The sequence below is a fragment of the Azonexus hydrophilus genome (genome assembly GCF_038368255.1).
GTDB lineage: Bacteria > Pseudomonadota > Gammaproteobacteria > Burkholderiales > Rhodocyclaceae > Azonexus > Azonexus hydrophilus.
In genome coordinates this window covers 2722511-2748333 of record NZ_CP151406.1, presented here as the reverse complement: position 1 = coordinate 2748333, position 25823 = coordinate 2722511, and the positions used below count along the sequence as shown (strand labels likewise).

Below are 25823 nucleotides of genomic sequence, written 5' to 3'. Positions count from 1 at the left end.
TCGTGGTGCGATATTAGCGCATGCCGGCCTTGCGCTGGATGGCATCGACGTAGGCCAGGGCATCCATCTGGCTGCCTTCGCGCTGGGCACGCCAGATGGTTTCGCCCAGGCACTCGAGCAGCACATGTTCGGCATCGTGCGTGTCCATTCTCGTCCTCAGGCGTTCGAACGCCACCCGGATCCCCGGCGGCTGGTCGATGCTGAGCTGCTCGTGGATGGCCAGATGCAGCGACAGGTGCAGGAAGGGGTTCATCTGTCCGCTGTCCGGCGTCCACTCCTGATTGCGCGCCATCTCGGGGTTGCTCAGCAGCGTGTGGTATTCCGGATGGCGGGCGGCAATGTCGGCCGCCGTCACTTCGGCGCCAACCAGGGGCATTCGGTCGAGGTGTTTGGTCCAGGCGCTGCAGAAGAAATCGCGGACCTGATCACGGGAGGGATTGAACATCGTGTCTTTCGTAGAGCAGGGTAAGGACGGCATTATGGAACAGGCGATTGCCGTGCTCACCGGGAAAAATCTGACCGATGCCATAAGCGCCGATCATCGGCAGGTCGGGAAACGTCTCGCGGAACAACGCCAGGTCGCGATCGTCGCCGCCGTAGAACAGTGGGCCACGCCCGATGCACGAGAGCATCAGGGCAAATTCTGGTCGTGTCTGCGTCTGCGCACCATCCAGCAACTGGCGCATTTCCTGATCGGCGGCCAGCGGCTGACGGATGGCCCAGTCGAACTGCTCGCCCGCCTGCAGCGCTGCCGTCAGGGTCAGCGAGCCGTCGCTGTTGAGCGACAGGACGCCAATGCCGGGCTCGGCCGCGTCGCGCAGCAGGGAGAGCTGGTGGATCGGCGGGCGCGCGCGCAGTTCGCCGGGCAGGGCGCGGAGCAGGCTGTCGGTCGCTGTGCCGGACTCAAGTTGGCGCAATTCATGGGCGTCAGCGACGCCCACCGTCTGCCGCTCGCCGATCCGGCGCAGCCCGCGTGACAGCAAAGGCGTGCAGCGCAGGCCGGGCAGGGCGATCTGGCAACGGGCGTCGCCGTTTTCGCGGGCCTGCTGCCAGGCCAGGGTATCGCTGTCGACCAGCCCGATCCGGGCGGGATCGTCTTGCCAGTCCCAGGCCAGACGCCCCTGGCCGGAAAACGACAGTAGCGGCGATGCGGCGCCGGCTTTCGGTAGCTCGGAAAACACCAGTGCGACCGCAGCCGGGCGGTCGATCTGCCAGCCCTGGTCGCTCAATACGCCGTTGGCGCTGCAGCCGTCGATCTGCAGGCAGGTGGCGGCAGCGGCGGCCGCACGCAGGGTGGCCGGCAACTGGCGGGCGAAGTCCTTGCTCAGGAACAGCAGGACGCGCTCGGCACGGGTCAGGCCGGCGCGTGCCAGCGCCTCCCTGACCGCCTGCTCGGCCAGTGCCGGAGTCGGGCTGCTGCCGACCGCCTGGCCGCTGCCGACTTTCATACCGTCTTGCCCCGGAACTGGCAGAGATCGATCACGCAGCAACGCGCACACTCGGGCTTGCGTGCCTTGCAGATGTAGCGTCCGTGCAGGATCAGCCAGTGATGGGCGTCCTTCATGAACTCCTCAGGCGTGACGCGCAGCAGCTTCTTCTCGACATCGAGCACGGTCTTGCCCGGGGCCAGTCCGGTGCGGTTGCCGAGGCGGAAGATATGGGTGTCGACGGCGATGGTCGGCTGCCCGAAGGCCGTGTTCAGCACCACATTCGCCGTCTTGCGGCCGACGCCCGGCAGGGCTTCGAGCGCTTCGCGTTCCTGGGGCACTTCGCCGCCATGCTGCTCGACCAAGATGCGGCAGGTGGCGATGACGTTTCTGGCCTTGGTCCGATAGAGGCCAATGGTCTTGATGTATTCGCTCAGTCCCTCCTCGCCGAGCGCCAGCATGCGCTCGGCGGTCGGGGCAATCGGGAACAGTCGTGCAGTCGCCTTGTTGACGCCGACATCGGTCGCCTGTGCCGACAGGATGACCGCGATCAGCAGCTGGAAGGGGCTGGCGTACTCGAGTTCGGTCGTCGGGGCGGGGTTGTTTTCGCGCAAGCGCAGATAAAACTGTTCGACGGCGTCTTTTTTCACGGTAACCAGGATTCGAAGGGATTGTCAGGGGCCCCGGAATGCGCGATATTGGGGACACAAGGATTTTAACCGACGGAGAAAGCGCAGGGTTTATGTACCTCACGAACAGCGGAGGGCAGATCTCACTGTCGCGGATATTCGATGGCAATCCGGTGGCGACGATCGTGATCGACAGCGAGCACCGGGTCATCCACTGGAACCGTGCCTGTGCGGTGATGACCGGTGTGCCGGCCAGCGAAATGATCGGTAGTCGCGATCAGTGGCGGGCGTTTTACCCCGATCCGCGCCCCATCCTCGCCGACCTGATCGTCGATGGTGCCGTCGAGTCCAAGGTCGATACTTTCTACCACGGCAAATTCCACCGTTCCGAATTGATCGAGGGCGCCTACGAGGCCGAGGATTTCTTTCCCGCCTTCGGCGACCATGGATGCTGGCTGTTCTTCACGGCCGCACCGATTTGCGATGATCAAGGCCGCGTCATCGGCGCCATCGAGACGCTGCAGAACGTGACCGAGCGACACCGTGCCGAGGAGGCGCTGCGTGCCAGCGAGGAGCGTTATCGCGAACTCAGTCGGACCGATGCACTGACCGGCCTGCTCAATACCCGAACGCTGTGGGAGCATTTGCTGCATGAAATTGCCCGGGCGAAGCGCTATGGTCGGCCTTTATCCCTGATGGTGCTCGACTGCGACGATTTCAAGGCAATCAACGACCGCTTCGGGCACCTCGAGGGAGATCGCGTCTTGATCGAACTGGCCGCACTGATCCGCGCCTGCGAGCGCGGCAGCGACAGCGCCTATCGTTACGGCGGCGAGGAGTTCGTCATCCTGCTGCCGGAAACGGCGGCAACGTCGGCCATGCAACTGGCGGAACGGGTACGCGCCCGGTTTGCCGGGATTCGCCTGCCGCTTGCCGACGCCGAGGCGATTTCTGCGACCATCAGTATCGGCGTCGCCGAGTGGCGTCCGGGCGAGGACGAGCAGACCCTGATCCGCCGGGCCGATGAAGCGGTTTATGCTGCCAAGCACCGCGGCAAGAACTGCGTGGTGCTGGCCGAGTGAGCTCATGAAGCGCTTTTTTCTAGGGCTTTCCGTATTGCTTGGCGTCGCGCTGGCTGCCTGGTTCTTGCGTCCTGCGCACGATGATTCGCTATTCCTGCCGAGCGCTTTTCCCGGAAGCTTCGACGATAGCATGCAGGCTTTGCGGCCGCTGCCCGAACTGCCGCCTTTACGGCCGGAGCGCGTCGCGCTGGGCGCCCGCCTGTTCGCCGATACCCGCCTGTCGGCCGATTACTCGCTGGCCTGCGCTTCCTGTCACCGCTTCGATCTCGGTGGCGCCGACGGCCAGCCGGTATCGGTTGGCATCCTTGGCCGCGAAGGCGGCATCAATGCCCCCACTGTCTTCAACAGCGGACTGAGTTTTGTCCAGTTCTGGGATGGTCGTGCCTTGACCCTGCAGGAACAGGCTGCCGGCCCGATTCACAACCCGCTGGAGATGGGCGCGTCCTGGTCGCTGGTCATCGAACGTCTCGGTGCCGACGAGACCATGCGCGAGGCGTTTCGGCTGGCTTACCCGGATGGCTTGACGGCGGCGAATATCGCCGACGCGATTGCCAGCTTCGAGCAGTCGCTGCTGACGCTGGATTCGCCGTTCGACCGTTATCTGCGTGGTGACGAGGAGGCGCTCGACGAACTGGCGCGGGCCGGTTATCAGCGCTTCCGCGATTTTGGCTGCGTCAGTTGCCACCAGGGCGTGCTGCTCGGCGGCAACATGTTCCAGAAATTCGGCGTGCTCGGCGATTACTTTGCTGACCGGCCCCTGACCGCAGCTGATCTCGGCCGCTATAACGTGACCGGGCGGGAAGAGGATCGTCATGTCTTCAAGGTGCCGGGGCTGCGCAACGTGGCACTGACCGCGCCCTATTTCCACGACGGTTCGGCACCGACGCTGGAGGTGGCGGTGGCCATCATGGGGCGCTATCAGCTGGGGCGTGACCTGGCGGCCGAGGATGTGAAGGCCATCGTAGCCTTCCTCAACTCGCTGACTGGCCGCATACCGGCGACAGGGCGCGACGAATGAGGGAGACGCTGGCCGCACTACGCGCGCACCGGGCCTGGCGGATGATCCTGATCGCCATCCTGACGGGGCTGCTGACCTGGCTGTTCTTCCGCGCCGGCGAGGTGTCGCCGGAGGCCCACAACACCTATACGCGTCTGCTGCGGCAGTATCAGCATTACGACGAGCAGCTCAATGCCAAGGTGGTGGCCAGCTATGCCGGCCTGCTCAAGAACTACGACGGCATGGCCTACTACCAGACGCGTTTGCGGGAAACCGGCAACGCCTTGCAGGTGGTGCCGAAATGGCTCGACGACACCGGGCAGCGGCAGCTCGAAGCGCGCATCCAGGCCTTGATTGCCGCCCAGCAGGAGAAGGCGCTGGCGATTGACCGCTTTCAGCGCGCCAATTCCGTATTGCGCAATTCCACCCTCTATCTGCCGGCGGCGGCGGAATCCCTGCTGGCTGGAGAGGACTGGCCGCAGCGCAAGGCGTTCGAGAGTTTCATCCGGCGACTGATCGGTGCCGAACTGACGGGCAACCGGGAAGCGACCGATCTCGCCGCCTTGCGCAGCGCCCTGCAGCAGTTGCTCGATACGCCCGCGCTGACGCCGCGCCAGGTCGAGATGAGACAGTTGCTGGTGCATGCGCGCTTGATCATCGATCACGCGCCGGAGGTGTCCGGGCTGGTCGACCGCATCGTGCGTGCGCCGAGCGGCGGGCTGCACGACGAACTGACCCGCAGCTACCTCGATGCCCACCAGTCAGCGCTGGCGCTGGCTACCTACTACCGTACCCTGCTGTACGCGATCGCCATGTGCCTGCTCGCCTACGCCATGTATGCCCTGGTCAGGATCGAGCGCGACCGGCGGGCCCTGGTCGCGGCGCACGCCGACCTGGCCGACCGCTACGAGGCACAACGCCGCGTGGAAGCCCAGTTGCAGCTCTACGGCACAGTGTTCACGCATGCCGCCGAAGGCATGACCATCACCGACAGCGAATCGCGGATCATCGCGGTCAACCCGGCCTTCTGCACCATTACCGGCTATACCCCCGAGGAAGTGCTTGGACGGACGCCGGCCGTGCTCAATTCCGGTCGCCAGAGCGAGGATTTCTACCGTGACATGTGGCAGACCCTGAAGGAAAGCGGCCAGTGGCAGGGGGAAATCTGGAATCGGCGCAAGGATGGCGCGATTTTCCCCGAATGGCTGTCGATTACCGCCGTTCCCGACGACTCCGGCGAATCCGGCAATTACATTGGTGTCTTCATCGACATCTCGGAGCGCAAGCAGAGCGAGGCGCGCATCCATCATCTGGCGCACCACGACGCCTTGACCGGTCTGCCCAACCGCCTGCTGCTCGAGGACCGGATCGGCCAGGGCCTGCTCAAGTCCAAACGCAGCAGCCGGCACATGGGCGTCATCTTCATCGACCTTGACCGGTTCAAGAACATCAACGACACGCTTGGCCATGCGGTCGGTGACAATCTGCTGGTGCAGGCGGCGCAACGCGGCCTGCATGTGCTGCGCGATACCGACACGCTCTGCCGCCAGGGCGGCGACGAGTTCGTGGTTGTCCTGCCCGAGCTGGAGCTGCGCCAGGATGCCGCTCACGTTTGCCAGAAACTCCTGACGGCTCTGTGTCAGCCCTACCTGCTGGCCGGCCACGAACTGACGGTCAGCGCCAGCGCCGGCATCGCGCTTTATCCCGAGGACGGGGACAGCGCCTCTGAACTGCTGCGCAAGGCCGATGCGGCGATGTATCGGGCCAAGGAGGAGGGCCGCAACACCTTCCGTTTCTTCTCCACCGAGATCAACACGGCGACGCTGGGCGAACTGCTGCTGGAGAACGACCTGTTCGGCGCCCTGGAGCGTGAGGAGTTGCTTCTCCATTACCAGCCCAAGGTCGATGCCAAGACCGGCGAACTGATCGGGGCCGAAGCACTGATGCGCTGGCAGCACCGCGAACAGGGAATGATCGCGCCCGAACAGTTCATTCCCATCGCCGAGGAAAACGGCCTGATCAACGCTTTCGGCGAATGGGCGATCCGCAACGTCTGCGCGCAACAGCGCGCCTGGCTCGACGCCGGCCTGATGGTCGTGCCGGTGGCGGTGAATATCTCCGCCCACCAGTTCATCCAGCAGGATCTGCCGCGAATGCTGTCGCAGGTGCTGGCCGATTACGGTCTGCCGCCGCAACTGATCGAACTGGAACTGACCGAATCCCTGCTGATGCGCAATTCCTCAAGGGCGACGGCGATGCTGCAGGTGCTGCGCCGGATGCACATCCAGGTGGCGATCGACGATTTCGGCACCGGTTATTCCTCGCTCAGCTACCTGCGCCAGTTCCCGGTCCAGTCGCTCAAGATCGACCGCAGTTTCGTCACCCAGATCGGCGAGCACGGGGAGTCGATTCGCCTGGCGTCGGCAATCATCGCCATGGCCCACGAACTCGACCTTGAGGTCATTGCCGAAGGCGTCGAGAACGAGGTCCAGGCGCGCTATCTGCGCGAGCATGGCTGCGATCAGTTCCAGGGTTACCTGTACGGTAGGCCGCAGGCCGCCGATCAGTTTGTCAGCCTACTTTCCGCCCGTCATCTCGACGGCGTCTGCTGACGGCCGGGAACGACGGCGCGGTGGGGCGACCGGGCTGCCGTCGCGGCTGCGCGCCCGCAACTGGCCGCATCCGCCATCGACATCCTGGCCGGCCGAGCGGCGCACGGTCACGCGGATGCCGCGGGCGTGCAGGTAGTGCGCCAGTTCCGTGACACGGTCGTTGGCCGGGCGCTGGAAATCGAGCGCTGCCGTGGTGTTGTACGGAATCAGGTTCATGATTGCGTACTTGCCGGCGAGCAGGCGGACGATGCCGTCCATTTCCTCGACGCTGTCGTTGACGCCGGCGAGCAGCGTCCATTGATACTGGATCGGGTAGCCGGTCTGGCGGGCGTAGATTTCGGCCTGCTCGACCAGTTCTTCCGGCGCCATGCGCGGCGCCTTGGGCAGCAGGCGGGCGCGCAGCTCGCCGTCGGTGGTGTGCAGCGACAGTGCCAGCGCCGGGACGACGTGTTGCTGTGGCAGGCGCTCGAACACGCGCGGGTCGCCGACGGTCGAGAAAACCAGATTCTTGTGGCCGAAGCCGCCGGCCGTGCCGAGCAGATTGATGGCTTCCAGCACGTTGTCGAGATTGTGCGAGGGCTCGCCCATGCCCATGAAGACCACGCGGCGCAAGGGCTGGCGCTGGCGGGCGAGGACCACTTGGGCGAGCATTTCGGCGCTGCCGACCTGACGCAGTAGGCCGTCGCGGCCGGTCATGCAGAAGGTACAGCCAACCGCACAACCGATCTGGGTCGAGATGCAGACGCCGTCGCGCGGCAGTAGCACGCTCTCGACCGTCTGGCCGTCGGCCAGTTCGACCAGCAGACGGGTGCCGTCGTCGCCCGGATGTTCGGAGACCACGCGGGCCAGCGCCGCAAGCTGCTCGGTCAGCGCCGGCAGCGCTTCACGGATGGCCAGCGGCAGGAAGTTTTCGGCGGCCTGGCGCCGCGTGCCGCTATCGAGCGGTCTGGCCTGCAGCCAGGCGCGCAGCATGCGTTCCTCATGGGCGGGCTTGGCACCCAGCGCCCGCAGGCGCTCGCGAAACTCGGCCAGTTGCATGCCGATGGATCAGGCGCCGGCTTCGGCAGTGTCGGCGACGACTTCCGGGGTCGGCGGGCGGCGCTTGGCGCGCTCGGCGGCGCGGGCGTCCATCCAGTTCTTCCAGGCGATCATGCAGCCGAGCAGGATGAAGGCGCCGGGCGGCAGCAGGCCGATCAGCAGGCCGGGGTAGTCGGCCGGCAGCACCTGGATCGGCGACAGGCTCGGGAAGACCATGTCGATGCCGGTAAACAGCATGCCGCTGCCCAGCAGTTCGCGCATCGCACCGAGCACGGCCAGCGTCCACAACAGGCCGAGGCCCATGAAGATGCCGTCGACGGTCGAATTCAGCGGCGGGTTCTTGGCGGCGAAAGCTTCGACGCGGGCGAGCACGATGCAGTTGGTGACGATCAGCGGAATGAAGATGCCGAGTACCACATAGAGTTCGTGCAACTGGGCGTTGAACAGCAGGTCGACGACGGTGACCAGCGCGGCGACGATGAGGATGAACACCGGAATGCGGATTTCATGCGGAATGAAGTTGCGCAGCGCGGCAACGGCGACGTTGGCCAGCGCCATGACGATGATCGTCGCCAGTGCCAGCATCACGCCATTGACGATGTTGGTGCTGACTGCCAGCAGCGGGCACAGCCCGAGCAACTGGGCCAGCGCGGTGTTCTGCTTCCACAGGCCGTTGTAGGCGATGGTCGAGAATTCGTCGCGGGTCATTGCGTGCTCCCTTCAGCGAACAGCTGGTCGCGCCGGATATCGGCCCACAGCACGGCCTGATGCACGGCACGGGCGACGGCACGGGGGGTTACCGTGGCGCCGGCATGGTATTCGATGCGCCCGCCGTCCTTGCGCACGCGCCACTCCTTGGCCGGCGTCGTCGCCAGCGCCAGGCCGTTGAACTGCGTGATCCACGGATTGGCCTTGTTCTTGTCCTTCTTCGGCTCGATGTAGTCGCCCAGCCCCGGCGTTTCCTTGTGCTGGGTGACGCGCACGCCGGCGACGCTGCCGTCGGCGCGGATGGCGATCAGCAGGCGGATGCGGCCGGCGTAACCGTCGGGGGCGACGGCTTCGAAGATCAGCGCGGCCGGCTGGCCGCCCTTGCGTGCGCGGTACAGCGTGCTCGCCTCCGTCAGGCCGAGTTCGGCCGTCGGCGGCAGGGACAGGGTGTCGGTCAGCAAGGCGTTGTCGTAGTCGCTGGCCGGCAGCACCTCGTTGAGCAGCTTCATTTTCTCGGCCAGGGCCGACGCTTCGATGGTCGGGCGGGTCCATTGATAGACCGCCGACAGCAGCGCGGTGAAGGCGATGACGAAGATGAAGAGGATGGCCGCCGTGCGCAGCGCCATGCCGGGGGCGGTGTATTCGCGCGGGGTGCTGGTCATGACTGCTTGCCCTTCATGCCGAAGATGCGCGGTTGCGTGAGCTGGTCGATCAACGGCGCCGACAGGTTCATCAGCAGCACGGCAAAGGCCACGCCGTCGGGGAAGCCGCCGAAGACGCGGATGATGTAGGCGAGCAGGCCGGCGCAGAAGCCGAAGATCAGCTTGCCGCGCGGCGTCGTGCAGCCGGACACCGGATCGGTGATGATGAAGAAGGCGCCGAGCAGGGTGCCGCCCGACAACAGGTGGAACAGCGGGTTGGCGAAGCTGGCCGGCTGGTACAGCCAGAGCGCGCCGGAAATCAGCACCATGCCGCCGATGAAGGCGAGCGGCGCGTGCCAGGTGATCAGCTTGCGCTGCCACAGCCACAGGCCGCCGAGCAGGTAGCCGAGGGCCACCCATTCCCAGCCGCGTCCGGCGAAGTTGCCGTAGATGTCCTGGTTGGCCAGCAGGTGGGCGATATCGACCTGGCCTTCACCGAGCTTGAGCGCTGTCTTCATGGCGTCTAGCGGCGTGGCACCGGACAGCGCGTCGACGCGCGGCGCCAGGCCGAGTATTACATTCAGCTGGTCGAGCAGCGGCATCTGCAGGCCGACGCTCGGCCATTGCGACATCAGTGCCGGGAAGGAAACGATGCAGGCGGCGAAGGCGACCATCGCCGGGTTGAACGGGTTCTGGCCGAGACCGCCGTACAGGTGCTTGGCGATGACGATGGCGAACAGCGTGCCGGTAACCACCAGCCACCACGGTGCCAGCGGCGGGAAGGTCAGCGCGATCAGCCAGGCGGTGACGATGGCCGAGCCGTCGGACAGGAACATCGCCAGCGGCTTGCCGCGCAGTTTGAGCATGGCCGCTTCGGCGGCAATGGCGGTGACCGAGGCGATCACCAGTTGAACCAGGATGGCCGGGCCGACCAGCCAGGCATAGGCGGTGATGCCGGGAATCAGTGCGAGGCAGACCATGGTCATGACCCGGCTGACGCTGGCGTCCTTGAGCAGGTAGGGGGCGGGGGCGAACATCATTCGGGTTTCGCTTCGGTGGTCGCGGGCTGGGCATCGGCCGGCTCGGGCGCGATGCCGGCCTGCTGGCGACGGGCTTCGATGTCGGCCATGGCCTTGGCCTGTTCCGGCGTCAGTTCATCGGTATTCTTCGGCTGTGCTGCTTCGCGCTGCGCCTTGGCCCGCGCCATGGCGGCGGCGATGGCTGCCTTTTTGGCCGCTTCGGCCGGGTCGACCGCAGCAGCCTGCGCGGCTGGCTCGGTGGCCGGTGCCTCGCTGGCGGCAGCGGCCGTTTCAGCCGCCTTCTTGGCCGCCTGCGCAGCCGCGGCCTTGGCCAGCTTCTCGGCCTTCTCGGCCTTTTCGCGTTCCTCGCGGAACTGCTTGAACTCGAAACGCTGCTTGGCGTCGTCGGCCGCCTTCTTTTCCTTCTCGCGCGCCCATATCTCGCTCTTGGCGAAACGGAAATACTGGACCAGCGGGATGCGCGACGGACAGACAAAGGAGCAGCAGCCGCATTCGATGCAGTCGAAGATGTGGTACTGCTGGGTCTTGCCGAAATCCTTGGCGCGCGCATGCCAGTACAGCTCGAACGGCTGCAGTTCGTGCGGGCAGGCGCGGGCGCAGGCGCCGCAGCGGATGCACGGCATCTCCGGTGCCTTCGGCGGGAACAGGCGTTCGGAATGGGCGATCAGGCAGTTGCTGGTCTTGACGATGGGCGCGTGTTCATTCGGAACCAGGAAACCCATCATCGGCCCGCCCATGATGATGCCGTCGGTGTCCGGATTCGGTTCCGCCAGCTTCAGCAGTTCGTCCATCGGCGTACCGATCAGCGCTTCGACGTTGCCGGCGCCGCGCACATTGCCGGTCAGCGTGACGATGCGCGAGATCAGCGGCTCGCCGTGGCCGATGGCGCGCCAGGCGGCGTAGGCGGTGCCGACGTTGAACACCTGCACGCCCATGTCGGCGGTCGAGCGCATGGCGCCCGGGACTTCCTTGCCGGTCAGCACGCGGATCAACTGCTTGGCGCCGCCGGCCGGGTAGAGGGTCGGCACCGGCACCACGGCAAAGGTTTCGCCCTGCGCCTCAACCGCCTTCTTCATGGCGGCGATGGCTTCCGGCTTGTTGTCCTCGACGCCGATGATGACCTGGGTCGGTTGCAGCATGTCGCGGAAGACGGCGATGCCGCGCACGACATCGTCGGCGCGCTCGCGCATGAGCAGGTCGTCGCAGGTGATGTAGGGCTCGCACTCGGCGGCGTTGATGATCAGTTCGGCCATCGGCACGCCCGGCGTCGCCTTGAGCTTGCCGTGGGTGGGGAAGCCGGCGCCGCCGAGACCGACGATGCCGTGTTCCTGCAGGAACTGGCAGATGTCGGCCGGCGACATGGCCGCCCGGTCGGCCGGGCCGTGGGTGATCCATTCATCCTTGCCGTCGGGTTCGATGACCACGCACAGCGATTCCAGCCCGGAAACGTGCGGGCGCACATGCATCGCCACCTCGACCACGGTACCCGAGGTCGGCGCATGCACGGCGGCGGAGATCCAGCCGTCGGCCTCGCCGATCTTCTGGCCCTTGAGCACCGGGTCGCCGGCTCGAACCAGCGGTCGCGGCGTGCCGCCGATGTGCTGGTGCAGCGGCACGACCAGGCGCGACGGCAGCGGTGCCGGGCGGATCGGCTGCTGGTTGGACAGCGTCTTGTTCGAGGGCGGTTTGACGCCACCGTAGAATTTGAACAGTTTGGCCAGCATCACGCGGCTTCCTTGGCGGACGGTCTGGCCGCAACCGGCTGGATGGCGACGACCGGGTATTTCCATTTCCAGTTTTCCAGCGTCTCGGGAATGACTTCCATGTGGATGCATTCAACCGGGCAGGGTGGCAGGCACAGTTCGCAGCCGGTGCATTGCTGGGCGATGATGGTGTGCATCTGCTTGGCCGCGCCGACTATGGCATCGACCGGGCAGGCCTGGATGCACAGCGTGCAGCCGATGCAGGTGTTTTCGTCGATACGGGCGACCTGCTTGGGCTTTTCCTCAGCCTCCAGCGGCTTGACCTCGCGACCGAGCAGGTCGGCCAGGCGCTGCACGCCTTCCATGCCGCCCGGCGGGCACAGGTTGATGTCGACTTCGCCCTTGGCGATGGCTTCGGCGTAGGGCTTGCAGCCCGGGAAGCCGCACTGGCCGCACTGGGTTTGCGGCAGGATGGCGTCGATCTTCTCGACCAGCGGATCGCCCTCGACCTTGAACTTGATCGAGGCGAAGCCGAGCGCGGCGCCGAGCACGACGGCGCCGAGGGCCATGATGGCAATGGCGAGCAGGATATCCATTACTGGTACTTGTCCAGTCCGGCGAAGCCCATGAAGGCCAGCGCCATCAGGCCGGCGGTGACCATGGCGATGGCCGAGCCGCGGAAATGGGTGGGTACGTCGGCGCCTTCGATGCGTTCGCGGATCGCGGCGAACAGGATCAGCACGCCGGAAAAGCCGACCGCGCTACCGGCGCCGAACAGCAGCGATTCGACGAAGTTGTTCCCGTTGCTGACATTGAGCAGCGGCACGCCGAGCACGGCGCAGTTGGTGGTGATCAGCGGCAGATAGATGCCCAGTGTCTGCTGCAGCGTCGGCGAGGTCTTGGCAATGACCATTTCGGTCAATTGCACGACGGCGGCGATGGTGACGATGAAGGACAGCGTGCGCAGGTATTCCAGCCCGAACGGCATGAGCAGGAAATGGTCGATGATGTAGCTGGCGCCGGTCGCCGTGGTCAGCACGAAGGTCGTGGCCGCACCCATGCCGTAGGCGGTTTCCAGCTTCTTGGAAACGCCCATGAAGGGGCACAGGCCAAGCATCTTGACCAGCACGATGTTGTTGACCAGCACCGCGCCGACGAGAATGAAAATATAGTTGCTCATGATCAGGGGGGAGCGAAGACCCGCATTATCCGGCCTGGCGCAGGGACAAACAACTGCGCGCCGTTTATGGGCTTATCGGTTTTTTTCTCCGAGTGCGCGGGCGAGTGCCTGGCCGACCTCGGCGACCAGTTCCGGCCCGCGATAGATGAAGCCGCTGTACACCTGGACCAGACTGGCCCCGGCACGAATCTTGGCAAGTGCATCCTCCCCCTTGAGAATGCCACCCACCCCGATGATCGGAACTTCGCCGGCCAGCGCCGCCGACAGTTTTTCCTGCACCGCCGTCGACCGCTGAAACACCGGCGCGCCCGACAGGCCGCCGGTTTCGTTGCCGTTCGGCAGATTTTCCACGCCCTCGCGCGACAGCGTCGTATTGGTCGCGATCACGCCGTCGAAACGATGCCGGCGCAAAGCATCGGCAATTGCGGTGATCTGCAGGTCGTCGAGGTCCGGCGCAATCTTCAGCGCCAGCGGTACGTACTTGCCATGCTGCTGCGCCAGCGTTTCCTGGCGCGCCTTGAGCTGCGCGAGCAGGTCGTCGAGCGCCTCATCCTTCTGCAGTTCGCGCAGGTTCTTGGTGTTCGGCGAGGAAATATTGACGGTGACGTAACTGGCGTCGTTGTACACCTTGTCCAGGCAGATCAGGTAATCGTCGGCAGCCTTTTCGATCGGCGTCGTCGCGTTCTTGCCGATGTTGATGCCGAGGATGCCGCCGCGCTTCGAAAAACTCGCCGCACGCACGTTGAACAGCAGTTCATCGACGCCAGCGTTGTTGAAGCCCATGCGGTTGACGATGCCCTGCGCCTCCGGAATGCGGAACAGCCGCGGCTTGGGATTGCCTTCCTGGGGGCGGGGCGTGATCGTGCCGATTTCGATGAAGCCGAAACCCAGCCGCGCCAGCGCATCGATATGCGCGCCATTCTTGTCCAGCCCGGCTGCCAGGCCGACCGGATTGGGGAAGCGCAAACCCATGACCTCAACCGGACAATCCGGCGCCGGCTTGGCCAGCAAGCCGAGCAAGCCGGCCGATTCGAGGAAGGACATCCCGGTCAGGCCAATGCCGTGCGCCTTTTCGGCGTCCAGGGAGAAGAAAAATTTTCGAATGAGCGGATAGAGCATGGTGGCCGGCATTTTACCGCATTTGAGTGCCGGCCAAAGCCTGAAATGGCGCCCGATAAGGCGTGATTTTGGCAAAGTGGCGACAATGGCACACGCTGCATCAGCGTGTCTGTCGATGGGCTTTCCCGGATTGCTCCAGCGTCTCCATTTCCTGCAGGGGATAGGCATCGGCGACATAAGCCGGACCTTTCATGACCATGACGATGAAGGCGGCAATGCCGACCGTGAGGACGACCGTCCAGTGCAGAATGATCAGGCTGGCGACGTAGATGTCAGTAGTGGTCACGGCCATGGCGTCGGCGGATTCGGCAAAAACCCTGACCAGCAGCGAAGGTAGCGTGAGCAGCAGGGTGCCGAAAAGGAAGGCCGCTGGTAGCCGGCGCAGTACCTGTCGTTCTTTTCCGGCTGGCGTACGCGGGAACCCGGGCAAGCGATTGAACAGTTTCATGATGCGATCTCCGAGAGCTTGTTCCGCAACGGCTTCAAGCGGCGAGCATTCCCGCTAGCAGGCAAATGATGGCGATCCCGCTCAAGCGCTGGCGAAGCGGCAGGTACCAGCTTGGCAGGGCCGTCCGGCGCGCCAGGCGGCTGTCCTGCAGATAATGGGCGATGAAACCCGCAACCAGCAGGGAGGCGGCGAGCGGTGCGGGGAGCATCAGCGCCGGCCAGGCCAGCAGGGCGGGGACGACGCTCCAGGCAAAGCAGGCCGAGCGCTGGCGCTCGGTCAGCCCGGTCAGACTCATCGCCAGCCCCCAGTGCAGCGCGCCAACGAAGCTGAGAATGATCGCCCCGTAAGCGAACAGCGCATCGCTCCATAGCAGGCCATGATGCTGGTCGAGCCAGCTGGCCGAGGCCAGCGCCAGAAACGGCAGCAAGCCGCCGTAGCCCAGCCAGGCAACGACGGGTGGCAGTGTCGGGGAGTGGCTTTGAATCATGTCGGACCTCGCAAGGGATCAGCTGCGTCATGAACAAAAAGATCGTTTTGTCTTTGTTTGGCTTAATATTGCGATTGTTTGCATTATTTGTCCAGGACAAAATGGCTATTCAGTCTCCGAGAAAATTTTCACCCGCCGCTTGCCTTCCGTCCGCTCGCCGAAGCTGCCGGCGCCATCGCCGGGAGGCGGCGTGAGTACCCTGCGCCTGATCCTGGGCGATCAACTCAATCCGCAGCACAGCTGGTTTGCGCAAGCCGACGCAGCCGTCATCTACGTGATGATGGAGGTCCGCCAGGAAACCGATTACGTCCGCCACCATGCCCAGAAAATCATCGCCATCTTTGCCGCCATGCGCGACTTTGCCCGCCAGCTGCGGGAGGCGGGGCATCGCGTGGAGTATCTTGCCATCGACGATCCGGCCAACCGCCAGTCGCTGCCGGCCAACCTCGATGCGCTGATCGAGTGCCACGCAGCCAGCGCCTTTGAATACCAGGCGCCCGACGAATGGCGGCTCGACCGGCAACTGGCCGACTACACCGCGAAACTTGCCATCCCCGCGCAGATGGTCGACAGCGAGCACTTCTACAGCCAGCGCGACGAAGCTGCCAGACTTTTCGCCGGGCGCCGGCAATGGTTGATGGAACACTTCTACCGCCAGATGCGGATGCGTCACGGCGTGCTGATGGCCGGCCCGGGCAAGCCGCTCGGTGGCCGCTGGAACTTCGACCACGACAACCGCAAATCCTGGCCAGGCTTGCCGCGCGCTCCGGCCGACTGGCGCGGTCAGCACGATCACGCGGCGCTCTGGCACAGCATCCACCAGGCCGGCGTGATCAGCTTCGGCGAGCCGGCGGCGGGGCAATTCCGCTGGCCGCTGAACCGGCAGGAGGCCCGGCAGCAGCTCGCCCACTTCATCGACCAGGCGCTGCCCAATTTCGGCGATTTCCAGGACGCGATGGCCACCGGCAACGGGCGGCTTTTCCATTCCCTGATCTCGTTCGCGCTCAACATCAAGATGCTCAACCCGCGCGAGGTCGTTGCTGCCGTCGTCAGCGCGCAGCAGGCCGGCCATGTTCCGCTGGCAGCGGCCGAAGGCTACATTCGGCAGATTCTCGGCTGGCGCGAATACGTGCACGGCGTGTATTGGGCCAGCATGCCGGGTTACGACGCGCACAACCATTTCGACCATCGCCTGCCGCTCCCCGCCTGGTTCTGGAACGGACAAACCCGCATGCGCTGCCTCGCGCACGCCATCGGTCAGTCGCTGGAGCACGCCTACGCCCACCACATCCAGCGCCTGATGGTGATCGGCAACTTCGCGCTACTCGCCGGACTCAATCCGGCGGCCGTCCACCGCTGGTATCTCGGGGTGTATATCGACGCCTTCGAATGGGTCGAACTGCCCAACACCCTCGGCATGAGCCAGTTTGCCGACGGCGGCCGACTGGCGACCAAACCCTACGTATCGACCGCCGCCTACATCGACCGCATGAGCGATTACTGCCGGGGCTGCCATTACGATAGGAAAGCCCGTGTCGGCGAGCGTGCCTGCCCGTTCAACGCCCTGTACTGGGATTTCTTTGCGCGGAATGGCGAGCGGCTGGCCGCCAACCCCAGGCTGGGGATGGTGTACCGCCAGCTGGCCGGCATGGAGCCGGCAGCGCTCGATGCATTGCAGCATCGGGCGGGGGAAGTCCGGGCGGGGATCGAGATCCTGTGAATGCCCGTTATGGCGGGGCCTGGGGCAAAATGGATGCCCCTCATGAAATTCTCCGACACTCACCATGGAATATTCCGCACTCAAGACTGTCGTTCAAATGTTCTATGCTGATGTATGGAACAAGCACGACAAATCGGCAATTCCCTCGCTGCTTCAGTCAGACTTCACATTCAGAGGCTCTCTCGGTCAAAGTAAAACAGGACATTCCGAGTTTGCTGATTACGTCGATTTCGTACATCAGGCCCTTGGTGCATACCAATGCGACATTCTTGACTTGGTTGCGGAGGGCAACCAGTGTTTTGCCCGAATGCGGTTTTCAGGCACCCACCGTGGCGAATTTTTTGGCTTCAAACCAACTGGCAAAAAGGTCGAGTGGGCCGGGGCAGCGCTCTTTTCGTTTAGGGACGGACTGGTCGCCGACCTGTGGGTCCTCGGCGATGTACATGGATTGTTACAACTGCTAGAACGCAACAGCCAGTAATTCTGCGAATTTCGGTTTCGGGTCGGTCGTCATCCATCGAATCGGTGCGACGTCGATGTTGAACGATAGCAACAACCGAACCGCCACCATCTCGCGTTCGGGAATCACCCTCCCAGGCATAGCTCTGCCGCCTTCGCCCTTGCCGCATGCGCCTTGCGGTAGCTGTCGAGCAGTCGCTGGTGGCGGTCCAGGCCTTCCAGCTTCATGCTGGTCGGCGTCAGGCCGTGGAAGCGCACGCTGCCATCGACTGAGCCGATGACCGCATCCATGCGCTCGTTGCCGAACATGCGGCGGAAGTTGGGCTCGTAGTCTTCCAGTTCCAACGCGTCGTCGAGCAGCACTTCCAGCACCACATTGACCGCCTGGTAGAACAGGCCGCGCTCGGCGGTGTTTTCGTTGTACTGCAGGTAGGCTTCGACCTGTTCCTTGGCCGCTTCGAAATCCTGCAGCGCGAGGTTGATCAGGAGCTTGAGTTCGAGGATGGTCAGCTGGCCCCAGTCGGTGTTCTCGTCGAATTCGACGCCGATCAGCGTGATGATGTCGGTGTAGTCGTCGAATTCGCTCTCTTCCAGCCGTTCCAGCAAAGCCTCCAGAGCGGCGTCGTCGAGACGGTGCAGGTTGAGGATGTCCTCGCGGAAGGCCAGCGCCTTGTTGGTGTTGTCCCAGATCAGGTCGTCGACCGGGTAGATTTCCGAGTAGCCGGGCACGAGGATGCGGCAGGCGTTGGCGCCCAACTGGTCATAGACGGCGACGTAAACCTCCTTGCCCTGTTCGGCGAGGATGCCGAACAGCGTGGCGGCTTCGTCGGCGTTGGAATTTTCGCCCTGGCCGGAGAAATCCCATTCGACGAAGTCGTAATCGGCCCGGGCGCTGAAGAAGCGCCAGGAGACGACGCCGCTGGAATCGATGAAGTGCTCGACGAAGTTGTTCGGCTCGGTGACGGCGTTGCTCTCGAAGGTCGGCCGCGGCAGGTCGTTGAGACCTTCGAAGCTGCGCCCCTGAAGCAGTTCGGTGAGGCTGCGTTCGAGCGCGACTTCCAGGCTGGGATGCGCGCCGAAGGAGGCGAAGACGCCGCCGGTGCGCGGGTTCATCAGGGTCACGCACATCACCGGGAACTGGCCGCCGAGCGAGGCATCCTTGACCAGCACCGGGAAGCCTTGCTTTTCCAGTTCCTCGATGCCGGCGACGATGCCCGGGTATTTGGCCAGCACCTCGGCCGGCACGTCGGGCAGCGCGATTTCGCCTTCGAGGATTTCGCGTTTGACCGCCCGCTCGAAGATTTCCGACAGGCACTGCACCTGTGCTTCCGCCAGCGTGTTGCCGGCGCTCATGCCGTTGCTGAGGAACAGGTTGTCGATCAGGTTGGTCGGGAAATACACCGTCTCGCCGTCCGACTGGCGCACGTAGGGCAACGCGCAGACGCCGCGCTCGGTGTTGCCGGAATTGGTATCGAACAGGTGCGAGGCGCGCAACTCACCGTCCGGGTTGTAGATTTCCAGCGTGGTGTCGTCGAGCAGGCCCTTGGGCAGGGCATCCTTCTTGCCCGGCTTGAACCAGCGCTCGTTCGGGTAATGCACGAAGGGCGCGTTGGCGAATTCCTCGCCCCAGAACTGGTCGTTGTAGAAATGGTTGCAGCTCAGGCGCTCGATGTATTCGCCAAGCGCCGAAGCCAGCGCGCTTTCCTTGGTCGCGCCCTTGCCGTTGGTGAAGCACATCGGCGAATGCGCGTCGCGGATGTGCAGCGACCAGACATTGGGCACCAGATTGCGCCAGGAGGCGATCTCGATCTTGATGCCCAGCCCGGCGAGCAGGCCGGACATGTTGGCGATGGTCTGTTCGAGCGGCAAGTCCTTGCCGGCGATGAAGGTTTGCGTGCCGGCGTCCGGGTTGAGGGTCAGCAGCGCCTGCGCGTCGGCGTCGAGATTCTCGACTTCCTCGATGATGAACTCGGGGCCGGTCTGCACCACCTTTTTTACGGTACACCGGTCGATCGAGCGCAAAATGCCCAGCCGGTCCTTGGCCGAAATGTCCGGCGGCAGCTCGACCTGGATCTTGAAGGTCTGCTTGTAGCGGTTTTCCGGATCGACGATGTTGTTCTGCGACAGGCGGATGTGCTCGGTCGGGATGTTGCGCGTGTCGCAGTAGAGCTTGACGAAGTAGGCCGCGCACAAGGCCGACGAGGCCAGGAAGTAATCGAATGGCCCCGGCGCCGAGCCGTCGCCTTTATAGCGGATCGACTGATCGGCGATGACCGTGAAGTCATCGAATTTGGCTTCCTGACGAAGCTTGTCGAGAAAATTGACCTTGATTTCCATGCGGGGCGTCTCAAAAAATGGCGTGCAAAACGAATCGGTCGCCATTATCCGGGTTTCCCGGCGGCCGGGACGGATTCTCAGCCGCCGAGCTGGCGCAGGCCGAGCAGCACTGCCATGCCGACGATGAACGGCAGCCAGGGATTGCGCGAGAGCAGGGCGGCGGCCACGGCGGCGATGCCGCCACCGAGCTTGGCGTTGATGACGTCGACGCTGCCATCGACCACCAGCAGGTCGGGGGCGACGATGGCGGCAAGGGCGGCGGCGGGCGCATAACGCAGGGCGCGCTGGAGCACCGGCGGCAATTGCACGCGGTTGCCGAGAACGATGAAACTGGCGCGCGGCAAGGTCGTGGCCAGGCCGATCAGCACGAAAATCACCCACAGGCTGGTGTCGTTCATGATTGCCGCCGCTTGTGTTCGAGATGTTCGGCGAGGAAGCCGGCGGCAATGCCGATGATGATGGCCGCCACCGTCCCAAGGCGCAGCGGCATGTCGCGCAGCAGCGTTGCGGCTGCGCCGCCGGCCAGTGCGGCGACCAGCATCGGGGGAATGCGTGCCATCGGCACCAGCAGCACGATCAGCGCGATGGTCGCCATGAACTCCAGCGACCAGCTGGCCGGCACGATGCCGGCGGCGAAGATGCCGATCAGCGTGAAGCTCTGCCATAACAGCCACGACCACAGCGAGGGCGCGAGGTAGAAACCGAGGCGCCAGCGCGGGTCGTCGACCTGCAGCATGCGCTCGGCGCAGGTGGCGAAGACGCCGTCGGTCAGCAGGTGGCCGGACAGCCAGCGCTGGGGGACGCCAACTCCGAGAAAACCGGGGGCGATGGCGGCGCTGAAGATGACGAAGCGCAGATTGAGCGCCAGCGCGGTGACGACGATCAGCCACAGCGGCGCATCGGAACTGATCAGCGGCAGCGTGCCGAGCTGGGCGGTACCGGCGAAGACGATCAGGTTCATGCCCATCGCTTCGACCGGGCTGAAACCGTGGCTGGACATCGCCATGCCCATGACCAGCGCCCACGGCACGAGGCCGACCGAAACCGGCAGGAAAGCGGCGAAACCCTCGCGGGCGCCGAGCATGAAGGAAGAGGTGACGGGTACTGACATGCCCGGCAGGATAGCGAGAGCGCGCCCGGAAAACAATTTGTAACAGCTTGATCGGCCCGGAGCCGGCTAAACTGCCGGACATGCGAATCCTTCTCAGAAACCTCGGCGTGCTCCTGGTCGGTCTGGCGGGCAGTGTCGGGCAAGCCCAGACCCTGACCGACCCGCTACGGACCGAAGCCATGCTGCCCTTGCGCAGCGCGCATGCGCTGGCCGCCCGTGTTGGCGAGCTACCCTGTGCCGATCAACTGCCAGCCGCGCCGTTGAGCGCACTCGACGCGGTCGACCTGGCCCTGTGCAATCACCCGCAGACGCGCGAGCAGTGGGCGAGCGCGCGGGCCCAGGCGGCGCAGGTCGGTGTTGCCCGCTCGGGCTGGTTACCGTCGGTGGATGGTCGGGCTGGTGTCACCCGCAACTTCAATGAAACACGCAACCTGACACAGCAGAGCGCCTCGCTCAGCCTGTCGTGGCTGTTGCTCGACGGCGGCCAGCGCGCGGCCGGCATCGACAACGCAACGCGCCTGCTCGACGCCGCGCTGGCGACCCGCGATGCGACGGTGCAAACGCTGTTCCTGTCGGCCTTGCAGACCTATCACGGCGCTCAGGCCGCGCGGGCGGCGGTGCAGGCGGCGCTTGAGGCCGAACGCTCGGCGCAGGAAAGCCTGGCCGCGGCCGAATTGCGCTACCGGGTCGGCGCCGGTACGCCGGCCGAGCGTCTGCAGGCACAGACGGCGGCTTCTCAGGCGCGGCTCAACCGGCAACGGGCCGAAGGCGAGGCACGCAGTGCCTTGGGCAGTCTGGCCAATGCGCTCGGCCTGCAAGCACAGACGCCGCTGCAATTGGCGGAAATGTCCCCGGTCAGCGGCGATGCCGGCTTCCGTAAGGATCTCGATACGCTGATCGCCGCTGCCATCGAACGTCGCCCGGACCTGAAGGCCGCCGAAGCCCAGGTGCTGGCCGCCGAGGCGTCGGTGACGGCGGCACGGGCGCAGGGTTTGCCAACGCTGTCGCTGGCGGCTGGGCCGAACTGGCAGCGCGTCGACGGCGTGACCAACCGCAGCGGTGCGATCGGGCTGACCCTGAACGTGCCCTTGTTTTCCGGTTTCGACACCACCTATCGCGTGCGTGCCGCCGAGGCCCAGCAGGAAGCCCGCGCGGCCCAGCGCGACCGCATCCGCAACCAGGTCGCACTTGATGTGTGGAAGGCTTATCACAGCCTGAACACGGCTACCGAAGCGCTGCAGACGACGCGCGACCTGATCGCCAGCGCCGAGCAGTCAGAACGTGTGGCGCTCGGCCGCTACAAGGCCGGCGTCGGTTCCGTCCTCGATCTGCTGAGCGCCCAGACGGCGCTGGCCCAGGCGCGCGTCCAGCGCATCCAGGCCGAACTTGACTGGAATATCTATCGTGCCGCCCTGGCCCAGAGCATGGGCGCGCTCGACTACACGCTGCTGCAGGCAGCCGGGGAATGAAGATGAAGAAGACCGGAAAAATATTGATCCTGACTGTTCTCGCTGCCAGTCTGGCCGGCGGCGGCTACTGGTTCGTCAAGCAGCGCGCGGCGCAGGACCCGGAGAAGCGCTACCGCACCGCCGAACTGGCGCGCGGCAACGTGACCCAGGCGGTGTCGGCCAACGGCACGCTCAATCCGGTGGTGCTGGTCAGCGTCGGTACCCAGGTCTCGGGCACGGTGCGCAAGCTGCACGTCGATTTCAACGACAAGGTGAAGGCCGGTCAGGCGCTGCTTGAACTCGACGATGCGCTGGTCTCGGCCACCGCTCGCCAAAGCGCCGCCAGCATCACTTCGGCGCAGGCCAGCCTTGATCTGGCGGTGGCCAACGAAGCGCGGATGAAAGCCCTGTTCGCCGAGGAGTATGTCTCCAAACAGGAGTACGATCAGGCGGCGCAGGTTCTGCGCTCGGCGCGGGCGCAACTGGCGCAGGCGCAGGCGCAGCATGCGCGCGACCAGGCCAATCTCGGCTACACGGTGATCCGCTCGCCGGTTGACGGCGTGGTCATCGACCGCGTCGTTGATCTCGGCCAGACCGTGGCCGCCAGCTTCCAGACGCCGACCTTGATCAAGATCGCCCAGGATCTGTCGGAGATGCGCATCGATACCAGCTTTGCCGAAGCCGACATCGGCGCCATCCGCGAGGGGCAGAAGGCGAAATTCACGGTCGATGCCTTCCCGGATCGCCAGTTTGACGGTGTGGTCCAGCAAATCCGCCTGAACCCGGTGACGCAGCAGAACGTCGTCACCTACAACGTGCGGATTTCGGTGGCCAATCCCGACCAGATTTTGTTGCCGGGGATGACCGCCTACGTGACCATCGGTGTGCGTCAGCGCGAGAATGTGCTGCTGGTGCCCAACGCGGCGCTGCGCTTCAAGCCGGCCGAAAGTGCTCCGGCGGCGCCGGCCGGAGCGGGCGCCGGCGGGCCGCCGTCAGCCGGCGCCGGTGGCGCCAAGGGCCGGGCGCGCGCTGGCCAGGGGGCGACCGTGCATGTGCTGGAAAGCGGCCAGTTGAAGGCCGTGCCGGTTCAGTTGGGCATTACCGACAGTCGCAATACCGAGCTGGTCTCCGGCGAACTGGCCGAGGGTGCGCGCATCGTCGTCGGTGAAAACGGCGGGCCGGCCAAGGCGCCGTCGTCGGTCGGCATGCGGATGTTCTGATGGCTGCTTCCGTCATCCGGGTCGCCAGTCTGGGCAAGTCCTACCAGACGGCGGCCGGCGAGTTTCCCGCGCTGCGCGGTGTCGATCTCGACATTGCGGCGGGCGAGTACGTGGCGATCATGGGTCCGTCCGGTTCCGGCAAATCGACCTTCATGAATCTGCTCGGCTGTCTCGACACGCCGAGTGCCGGCGACTACTTCCTGGCCGGCGAGAATGTTGCGCAAATGAGCAAGGACGCCCTGGCCCAACTGCGCAACCGGACCATCGGTTTCGTCTTCCAGGGCTTCAACCTGCTGCCGCGCATGAGCCTGCAGGACAACGTCGCGCTGCCGCTGGTCTACGCCAATGTCGACAAGGAAACCCGGCGGGCGCGGGCGCGTGTGCTGCTTGAACGTGTCGGTCTCGGCCAGTACGCTGAATCGCTGCCCAACCGCATTTCCGGTGGTCAGCAGCAGCGCGTGGCGATTGCCCGGGCGCTGGTTAACGAGCCGCGCCTGATCCTTGCCGACGAGCCGACCGGCAATCTCGACAGCCACACCAGCGAGGAAATCATGCGCCTGTTCGGAGAATTGAACGCGGACGGCATCACCATCGTACTGGTCACGCACGAACCCGACATCGCCGCCCACGCCAGCCGCCAGGTGCGCTTCCTCGACGGTCACATCGTCAGCGACCACCTCACCGGAGAACAACCATGATCCGCCCGATGCTCGGCGAAGCCTGGCTGGCGATGGGCGCCAACCGCCTGCGCACGGCGCTGACCATGCTCGGCATGGTGATCGGCGTCGGCGCCGTGGTCATCATGCTGGCCATCGGCCAGGGGGCGCAGTACGCGGTGCAGCAGACGATCAGCACCATGGGCTCGAACCTGTTCATCGTCCTCTCCGGTTTTTCGACCAGCGCCGGCGTGCGCAGCGGCAGCGGTGGCGGGCCGACACTGACCGTTGCCGATGCCGAGGCGATTGCCGAACTCGACGGTGTTGCCAACGTCGCGCCGACCCACCAGGGCTCGCGGCAACTGGTCTATGGCGCGCAGAACTGGAATACCCAGGTCATCGGCACGACGCCGGCCTATCTCGATGCCCGCGCCTGGAGCCTCACCAGCGGCGGCAGTTTCGGCGATTCCGACGTGCGTTCGGCAACGCGGGTGGCGGTGATCGGCAAGACCGTCGCCGAAAACCTGTTCGGCGACGAAGACCCGGTCGGCAAGACGCTGCGCATCCAGCAGAGCCCGTTTGTCGTCACCGGCGTGCTCGCCGCCAAGGGACAGAATCTCGATGGCCGCGATCAGGACGATACCGTGATCATTCCGCTGTCCACCGCGCAGCGCAAGGTGTTTGGTACGCCCTTCGTCGGCTCGGTGCGGATGATCATGGTCCAGGCCGATTCGGCCGAGGGCATGGAAAGGGTGATGAGCAATGTCGAGTCGCTGCTGCGCCAGCGGCATCGCCTGCGCGACGACACGCCCAACGACTTCTTCATGCGCAACCTGTCGGCTGCCGCCGAGTCGGAAGCGGAAACGACGCGGACCATGTCCATCCTGCTCGGCGCCATCGCCTCGATCTCGCTGATCGTCGGCGGCATCGGCATCATGAACATCATGCTGGTGTCGGTCACCGAGCGCACCCGCGAAATCGGCATCCGCATGGCCATCGGCGCGCGGCAGAAGGACATCCTGCTGCAGTTCCTGCTCGAAGCGGTGATGATTTCCTTCGCCGGCTGCCTGCTTGGCCTGACGCTGGGCATCGCGATTGCGCTGGGCATCAACGCCATCACCGGCATGGTCGTGGTCATTTCCGGGACGGCGGCGCTGCTGGCCTTTGCCGTTGCCGCCGGGGTCGGCATCTTCTTCGGCTGGTACCCGGCGCAGAAGGCGTCGCGGCTCGATCCGATCGAGGCGCTGCGCTACCAGTGATCAGCGCAGCCGCGGGCGGTTGCCGAGTTCGTTCGGGTTGTCGTCGGCTGCTGCCGGGAAATGTTCGGCGAGCAGGGCGCCGATGCGGCCGATGGCGCTGACCAGTCCGTCGCGGTAGCGACCGGCGGCGAAATCGGCTTCGGTGGCGTGGCAGATGTCGTCCCACACGGCTTGCGGCACGCGCCCGGCGATGCCGCTGTCGGCGAGGATTTCCAGCTGGTGGTCGAGCAACTGGATGTAGAGCAGGATGCCGGTCGCCTCGCGCGTCTGGTTCACGCCGTATTCCAGGAACAGGCGAGCGGCCCGCTGGCGGCTGTCTTCTTCGTGCCAGAGCGCGGCAAAGGGCAAGGCGCCTTCGATGACCACGCAGATTTCGCCGCGATGGGTCTTTTCGGAAGCATCGATGGCGGCTTCGACGGCGTCGAGATCATCCTTGCCGAAATGGCGGTTGATCAGCCAGCCCGGCGCGGTCAGGTGTCTGAGTTTGCGTAACAGTCCCATC

26 protein-coding genes are annotated in these 25823 nt (G+C 65.0%); 9 read left to right on the top strand and 17 right to left on the bottom strand.

Features of this window, described 5'->3' with window-relative positions; translation table 11 throughout:
- Window positions 1–13: 13 nt before the first annotated feature.
- The 3 genes from AADV58_RS13250 to nth are packed head-to-tail and all read right to left on the bottom strand — an operon-like array spanning window position 14 to window position 2077.
- Window positions 14–445, bottom strand: coding sequence for a DUF1841 family protein (locus AADV58_RS13250; RefSeq protein ID WP_028995366.1), 432 nt, complete (start codon window positions 443–445; stop codon window positions 14–16).
- Window positions 426–1448 carry an FIST C-terminal domain-containing protein gene (locus tag AADV58_RS13245; RefSeq protein WP_341743423.1) on the bottom strand — a complete coding sequence of 341 codons (1023 nt, stop codon included), beginning with the start codon at window positions 1446–1448 and terminating at the stop codon, window positions 426–428. Before AADV58_RS13245 ends, AADV58_RS13250 begins: the two co-directional genes overlap by 20 nt.
- Window positions 1445–2077, bottom strand: coding sequence for an endonuclease III (nth, locus tag AADV58_RS13240; protein ID WP_341743422.1), 633 nt, complete (start codon window positions 2075–2077; stop codon window positions 1445–1447). The genes AADV58_RS13245 and nth overlap by 4 nt, the downstream gene beginning before the upstream one ends.
- A 92-nt stretch (window positions 2078–2169) precedes the next feature.
- Here nth and AADV58_RS13235 point away from each other — a divergent pair, with 92 nt between their 5' ends.
- Genes AADV58_RS13235 through AADV58_RS13225 form a run of 3 tightly spaced genes read left to right on the top strand, consistent with a single transcriptional unit; the run spans window position 2170 to window position 6747 of the window.
- Entirely contained in the window at window positions 2170–3138 is a 969-nt protein-coding gene (locus AADV58_RS13235; RefSeq protein ID WP_051295443.1) for a GGDEF domain-containing protein, read from the top strand.
- A gap of 4 nt (window positions 3139–3142) precedes the next feature.
- On the top strand, window positions 3143–4156 hold the full coding sequence (locus tag AADV58_RS13230) for a cytochrome-c peroxidase (protein ID WP_341743421.1): 1014 nt from the start codon (window positions 3143–3145) through the stop codon (window positions 4154–4156).
- The gene (locus tag AADV58_RS13225; RefSeq protein ID WP_341743420.1) at window positions 4153–6747 is read left to right on the top strand and encodes an EAL domain-containing protein; all 2595 of its coding nucleotides are present in this window, start codon (window positions 4153–4155) and stop codon (window positions 6745–6747) included. Before AADV58_RS13230 ends, AADV58_RS13225 begins: the two co-directional genes overlap by 4 nt.
- On the opposite strand, the gene AADV58_RS13220 is transcribed toward AADV58_RS13225, so the two are convergent.
- The 10 genes from AADV58_RS13220 to AADV58_RS13175 form a co-directional block, all read right to left on the bottom strand.
- A complete protein-coding gene (locus AADV58_RS13220) occupies window positions 6712–7785 on the bottom strand; it encodes an RNA methyltransferase (RefSeq protein WP_341743419.1) in 1074 nt (357 codons plus the stop codon). The genes AADV58_RS13225 and AADV58_RS13220 overlap by 36 nt on opposite strands.
- 9 nt (window positions 7786–7794) lie before the next feature.
- Window positions 7795–8493: an electron transport complex subunit E gene (locus AADV58_RS13215; RefSeq protein ID WP_281985009.1), complete on the bottom strand. Its 699-nt coding sequence runs from the start codon at window positions 8491–8493 to the stop codon at window positions 7795–7797.
- A complete protein-coding gene (gene rsxG / locus AADV58_RS13210; protein ID WP_341743418.1) occupies window positions 8490–9155 on the bottom strand; it encodes an electron transport complex subunit RsxG in 666 nt (221 codons plus the stop codon). Before rsxG ends, AADV58_RS13215 begins: the two co-directional genes overlap by 4 nt.
- On the bottom strand, window positions 9152–10174 hold the full coding sequence (locus tag AADV58_RS13205) for an RnfABCDGE type electron transport complex subunit D (RefSeq protein WP_281985005.1): 1023 nt from the start codon (window positions 10172–10174) through the stop codon (window positions 9152–9154). Before AADV58_RS13205 ends, rsxG begins: the two co-directional genes overlap by 4 nt.
- Window positions 10171–11898: an electron transport complex subunit RsxC gene (gene rsxC / locus AADV58_RS13200; RefSeq protein ID WP_424243852.1), complete on the bottom strand. Its 1728-nt coding sequence runs from the start codon at window positions 11896–11898 to the stop codon at window positions 10171–10173. The genes AADV58_RS13205 and rsxC overlap by 4 nt, the downstream gene beginning before the upstream one ends.
- The gene (rsxB, locus tag AADV58_RS13195) at window positions 11898–12473 is read right to left on the bottom strand and encodes an electron transport complex subunit RsxB (protein ID WP_424243813.1); all 576 of its coding nucleotides are present in this window, start codon (window positions 12471–12473) and stop codon (window positions 11898–11900) included. Before rsxB ends, rsxC begins: the two co-directional genes overlap by 1 nt.
- Window positions 12473–13057: an electron transport complex subunit RsxA gene (gene rsxA / locus AADV58_RS13190; protein WP_028995358.1), complete on the bottom strand. Its 585-nt coding sequence runs from the start codon at window positions 13055–13057 to the stop codon at window positions 12473–12475. The genes rsxB and rsxA overlap by 1 nt, the downstream gene beginning before the upstream one ends.
- A gap of 72 nt (window positions 13058–13129) precedes the next feature.
- Window positions 13130–14176, bottom strand: a complete 1047-nt coding sequence (locus AADV58_RS13185) for a quinone-dependent dihydroorotate dehydrogenase (RefSeq protein ID WP_341743416.1) — start codon at window positions 14174–14176, stop codon at window positions 13130–13132.
- 100 nt (window positions 14177–14276) lie between these two features.
- A complete protein-coding gene (locus AADV58_RS13180) occupies window positions 14277–14624 on the bottom strand; it encodes a hypothetical protein (RefSeq protein WP_341743415.1) in 348 nt (115 codons plus the stop codon).
- 34 nt (window positions 14625–14658) lie between these two features.
- Complete coding sequence (locus AADV58_RS13175; protein ID WP_281984997.1) at window positions 14659–15111, bottom strand: DUF3429 domain-containing protein; 453 nt, start codon at window positions 15109–15111, stop codon at window positions 14659–14661.
- 190 nt (window positions 15112–15301) lie between these two features.
- Here AADV58_RS13175 and AADV58_RS13170 point away from each other — a divergent pair, with 190 nt between their 5' ends.
- The gene (locus AADV58_RS13170; protein ID WP_341743414.1) at window positions 15302–16831 is read left to right on the top strand and encodes a cryptochrome/photolyase family protein; all 1530 of its coding nucleotides are present in this window, start codon (window positions 15302–15304) and stop codon (window positions 16829–16831) included.
- Between the two features lie 64 nt (window positions 16832–16895).
- Window positions 16896–17312, top strand: a complete 417-nt coding sequence (locus AADV58_RS13165) for an ester cyclase (RefSeq protein ID WP_028995354.1) — start codon at window positions 16896–16898, stop codon at window positions 17310–17312.
- Between the two features lie 104 nt (window positions 17313–17416).
- Here AADV58_RS13165 and AADV58_RS13160 read toward each other — a convergent pair whose 3' ends face one another.
- The 3 genes from AADV58_RS13160 to AADV58_RS13150 all read right to left on the bottom strand — a co-directional run bounded on the left by AADV58_RS13160 (window position 17417) and on the right by AADV58_RS13150 (window position 20738).
- Window positions 17417–19627 carry an OsmC domain/YcaO domain-containing protein gene (locus AADV58_RS13160; protein WP_341743413.1) on the bottom strand — a complete coding sequence of 737 codons (2211 nt, stop codon included), beginning with the start codon at window positions 19625–19627 and terminating at the stop codon, window positions 17417–17419.
- Window positions 19628–19704: 77 nt separating this feature from the next.
- Entirely contained in the window at window positions 19705–20025 is a 321-nt protein-coding gene (locus tag AADV58_RS13155) for an AzlD domain-containing protein (protein ID WP_341743412.1), read from the bottom strand.
- A complete protein-coding gene (locus tag AADV58_RS13150; RefSeq protein ID WP_341743411.1) occupies window positions 20022–20738 on the bottom strand; it encodes an AzlC family ABC transporter permease in 717 nt (238 codons plus the stop codon). Before AADV58_RS13150 ends, AADV58_RS13155 begins: the two co-directional genes overlap by 4 nt.
- Before the next feature lie 80 nt (window positions 20739–20818).
- Here AADV58_RS13150 and AADV58_RS13145 point away from each other — a divergent pair, with 80 nt between their 5' ends.
- From AADV58_RS13145 to AADV58_RS13130, 4 genes are read left to right on the top strand one after another with little or no spacing between them, the layout of a single operon-like run.
- Window positions 20819–22207, top strand: a complete 1389-nt coding sequence (locus AADV58_RS13145) for a TolC family protein (protein ID WP_341743410.1) — start codon at window positions 20819–20821, stop codon at window positions 22205–22207.
- Window positions 22208–22209: 2 nt separating this feature from the next.
- Complete coding sequence (locus AADV58_RS13140; RefSeq protein WP_341743409.1) at window positions 22210–23406, top strand: efflux RND transporter periplasmic adaptor subunit; 1197 nt, start codon at window positions 22210–22212, stop codon at window positions 23404–23406.
- Window positions 23406–24104, top strand: coding sequence for an ABC transporter ATP-binding protein (locus AADV58_RS13135; RefSeq protein WP_341743408.1), 699 nt, complete (start codon window positions 23406–23408; stop codon window positions 24102–24104). Before AADV58_RS13140 ends, AADV58_RS13135 begins: the two co-directional genes overlap by 1 nt.
- Window positions 24101–25321 carry an ABC transporter permease gene (locus AADV58_RS13130; RefSeq protein WP_028995347.1) on the top strand — a complete coding sequence of 407 codons (1221 nt, stop codon included), beginning with the start codon at window positions 24101–24103 and terminating at the stop codon, window positions 25319–25321. The genes AADV58_RS13135 and AADV58_RS13130 overlap by 4 nt, the downstream gene beginning before the upstream one ends.
- Here AADV58_RS13130 and AADV58_RS13125 read toward each other — a convergent pair whose 3' ends face one another.
- Window positions 25322–25822, bottom strand: coding sequence for a TPM domain-containing protein (locus AADV58_RS13125; protein WP_028995346.1), 501 nt, complete (start codon window positions 25820–25822; stop codon window positions 25322–25324).
- Between the last annotated feature and the right edge of the window lies 1 nt (window position 25823).

What these genes read in the sequence shown, in the direction of transcription:
- AADV58_RS13250 (WP_028995366.1), bottom strand. Translation starts at nt 445, where the DNA reads ATGTTCAATCCCTCCCGTGATCAGGTCCGCGATTTCTTCTGCAGCGCC.
- AADV58_RS13245 (WP_341743423.1), bottom strand. Translation starts at nt 1,448, where the DNA reads ATGAAAGTCGGCAGCGGCCAGGCGGTCGGCAGCAGCCCGACTCCGGCA.
- AADV58_RS13235 (WP_051295443.1), top strand. Translation starts at nt 2,170, where the DNA reads ATGTACCTCACGAACAGCGGAGGGCAGATCTCACTGTCGCGGATATTC.
- AADV58_RS13230 (WP_341743421.1), top strand. Translation starts at nt 3,143, where the DNA reads ATGAAGCGCTTTTTTCTAGGGCTTTCCGTATTGCTTGGCGTCGCGCTG.
- AADV58_RS13225 (WP_341743420.1), top strand. Translation starts at nt 4,153, where the DNA reads ATGAGGGAGACGCTGGCCGCACTACGCGCGCACCGGGCCTGGCGGATG.
- AADV58_RS13220 (WP_341743419.1), bottom strand. Translation starts at nt 7,785, where the DNA reads ATGCAACTGGCCGAGTTTCGCGAGCGCCTGCGGGCGCTGGGTGCCAAG.
- AADV58_RS13215 (WP_281985009.1), bottom strand. Translation starts at nt 8,493, where the DNA reads ATGACCCGCGACGAATTCTCGACCATCGCCTACAACGGCCTGTGGAAG.
- rsxG (WP_341743418.1), bottom strand. Translation starts at nt 9,155, where the DNA reads ATGACCAGCACCCCGCGCGAATACACCGCCCCCGGCATGGCGCTGCGC.
- AADV58_RS13205 (WP_281985005.1), bottom strand. Translation starts at nt 10,174, where the DNA reads ATGATGTTCGCCCCCGCCCCCTACCTGCTCAAGGACGCCAGCGTCAGC.
- rsxC (WP_424243852.1), bottom strand. Translation starts at nt 11,898, where the DNA reads ATGCTGGCCAAACTGTTCAAATTCTACGGTGGCGTCAAACCGCCCTCG.
- rsxB (WP_424243813.1), bottom strand. Translation starts at nt 12,473, where the DNA reads ATGGATATCCTGCTCGCCATTGCCATCATGGCCCTCGGCGCCGTCGTG.
- rsxA (WP_028995358.1), bottom strand. Translation starts at nt 13,057, where the DNA reads ATGAGCAACTATATTTTCATTCTCGTCGGCGCGGTGCTGGTCAACAAC.
- AADV58_RS13185 (WP_341743416.1), bottom strand. Translation starts at nt 14,176, where the DNA reads ATGCTCTATCCGCTCATTCGAAAATTTTTCTTCTCCCTGGACGCCGAA.
- AADV58_RS13180 (WP_341743415.1), bottom strand. Translation starts at nt 14,624, where the DNA reads ATGAAACTGTTCAATCGCTTGCCCGGGTTCCCGCGTACGCCAGCCGGA.
- AADV58_RS13175 (WP_281984997.1), bottom strand. Translation starts at nt 15,111, where the DNA reads ATGATTCAAAGCCACTCCCCGACACTGCCACCCGTCGTTGCCTGGCTG.
- AADV58_RS13165 (WP_028995354.1), top strand. Translation starts at nt 16,896, where the DNA reads ATGGAATATTCCGCACTCAAGACTGTCGTTCAAATGTTCTATGCTGAT.
- AADV58_RS13160 (WP_341743413.1), bottom strand. Translation starts at nt 19,627, where the DNA reads ATGGAAATCAAGGTCAATTTTCTCGACAAGCTTCGTCAGGAAGCCAAA.
- AADV58_RS13155 (WP_341743412.1), bottom strand. Translation starts at nt 20,025, where the DNA reads ATGAACGACACCAGCCTGTGGGTGATTTTCGTGCTGATCGGCCTGGCC.
- AADV58_RS13150 (WP_341743411.1), bottom strand. Translation starts at nt 20,738, where the DNA reads ATGTCAGTACCCGTCACCTCTTCCTTCATGCTCGGCGCCCGCGAGGGT.
- AADV58_RS13145 (WP_341743410.1), top strand. Translation starts at nt 20,819, where the DNA reads ATGCGAATCCTTCTCAGAAACCTCGGCGTGCTCCTGGTCGGTCTGGCG.
- AADV58_RS13140 (WP_341743409.1), top strand. Translation starts at nt 22,210, where the DNA reads ATGAAGAAGACCGGAAAAATATTGATCCTGACTGTTCTCGCTGCCAGT.
- AADV58_RS13135 (WP_341743408.1), top strand. Translation starts at nt 23,406, where the DNA reads ATGGCTGCTTCCGTCATCCGGGTCGCCAGTCTGGGCAAGTCCTACCAG.
- AADV58_RS13130 (WP_028995347.1), top strand. Translation starts at nt 24,101, where the DNA reads ATGATCCGCCCGATGCTCGGCGAAGCCTGGCTGGCGATGGGCGCCAAC.
- AADV58_RS13125 (WP_028995346.1), bottom strand. Translation starts at nt 25,822, where the DNA reads ATGGGACTGTTACGCAAACTCAGACACCTGACCGCGCCGGGCTGGCTG.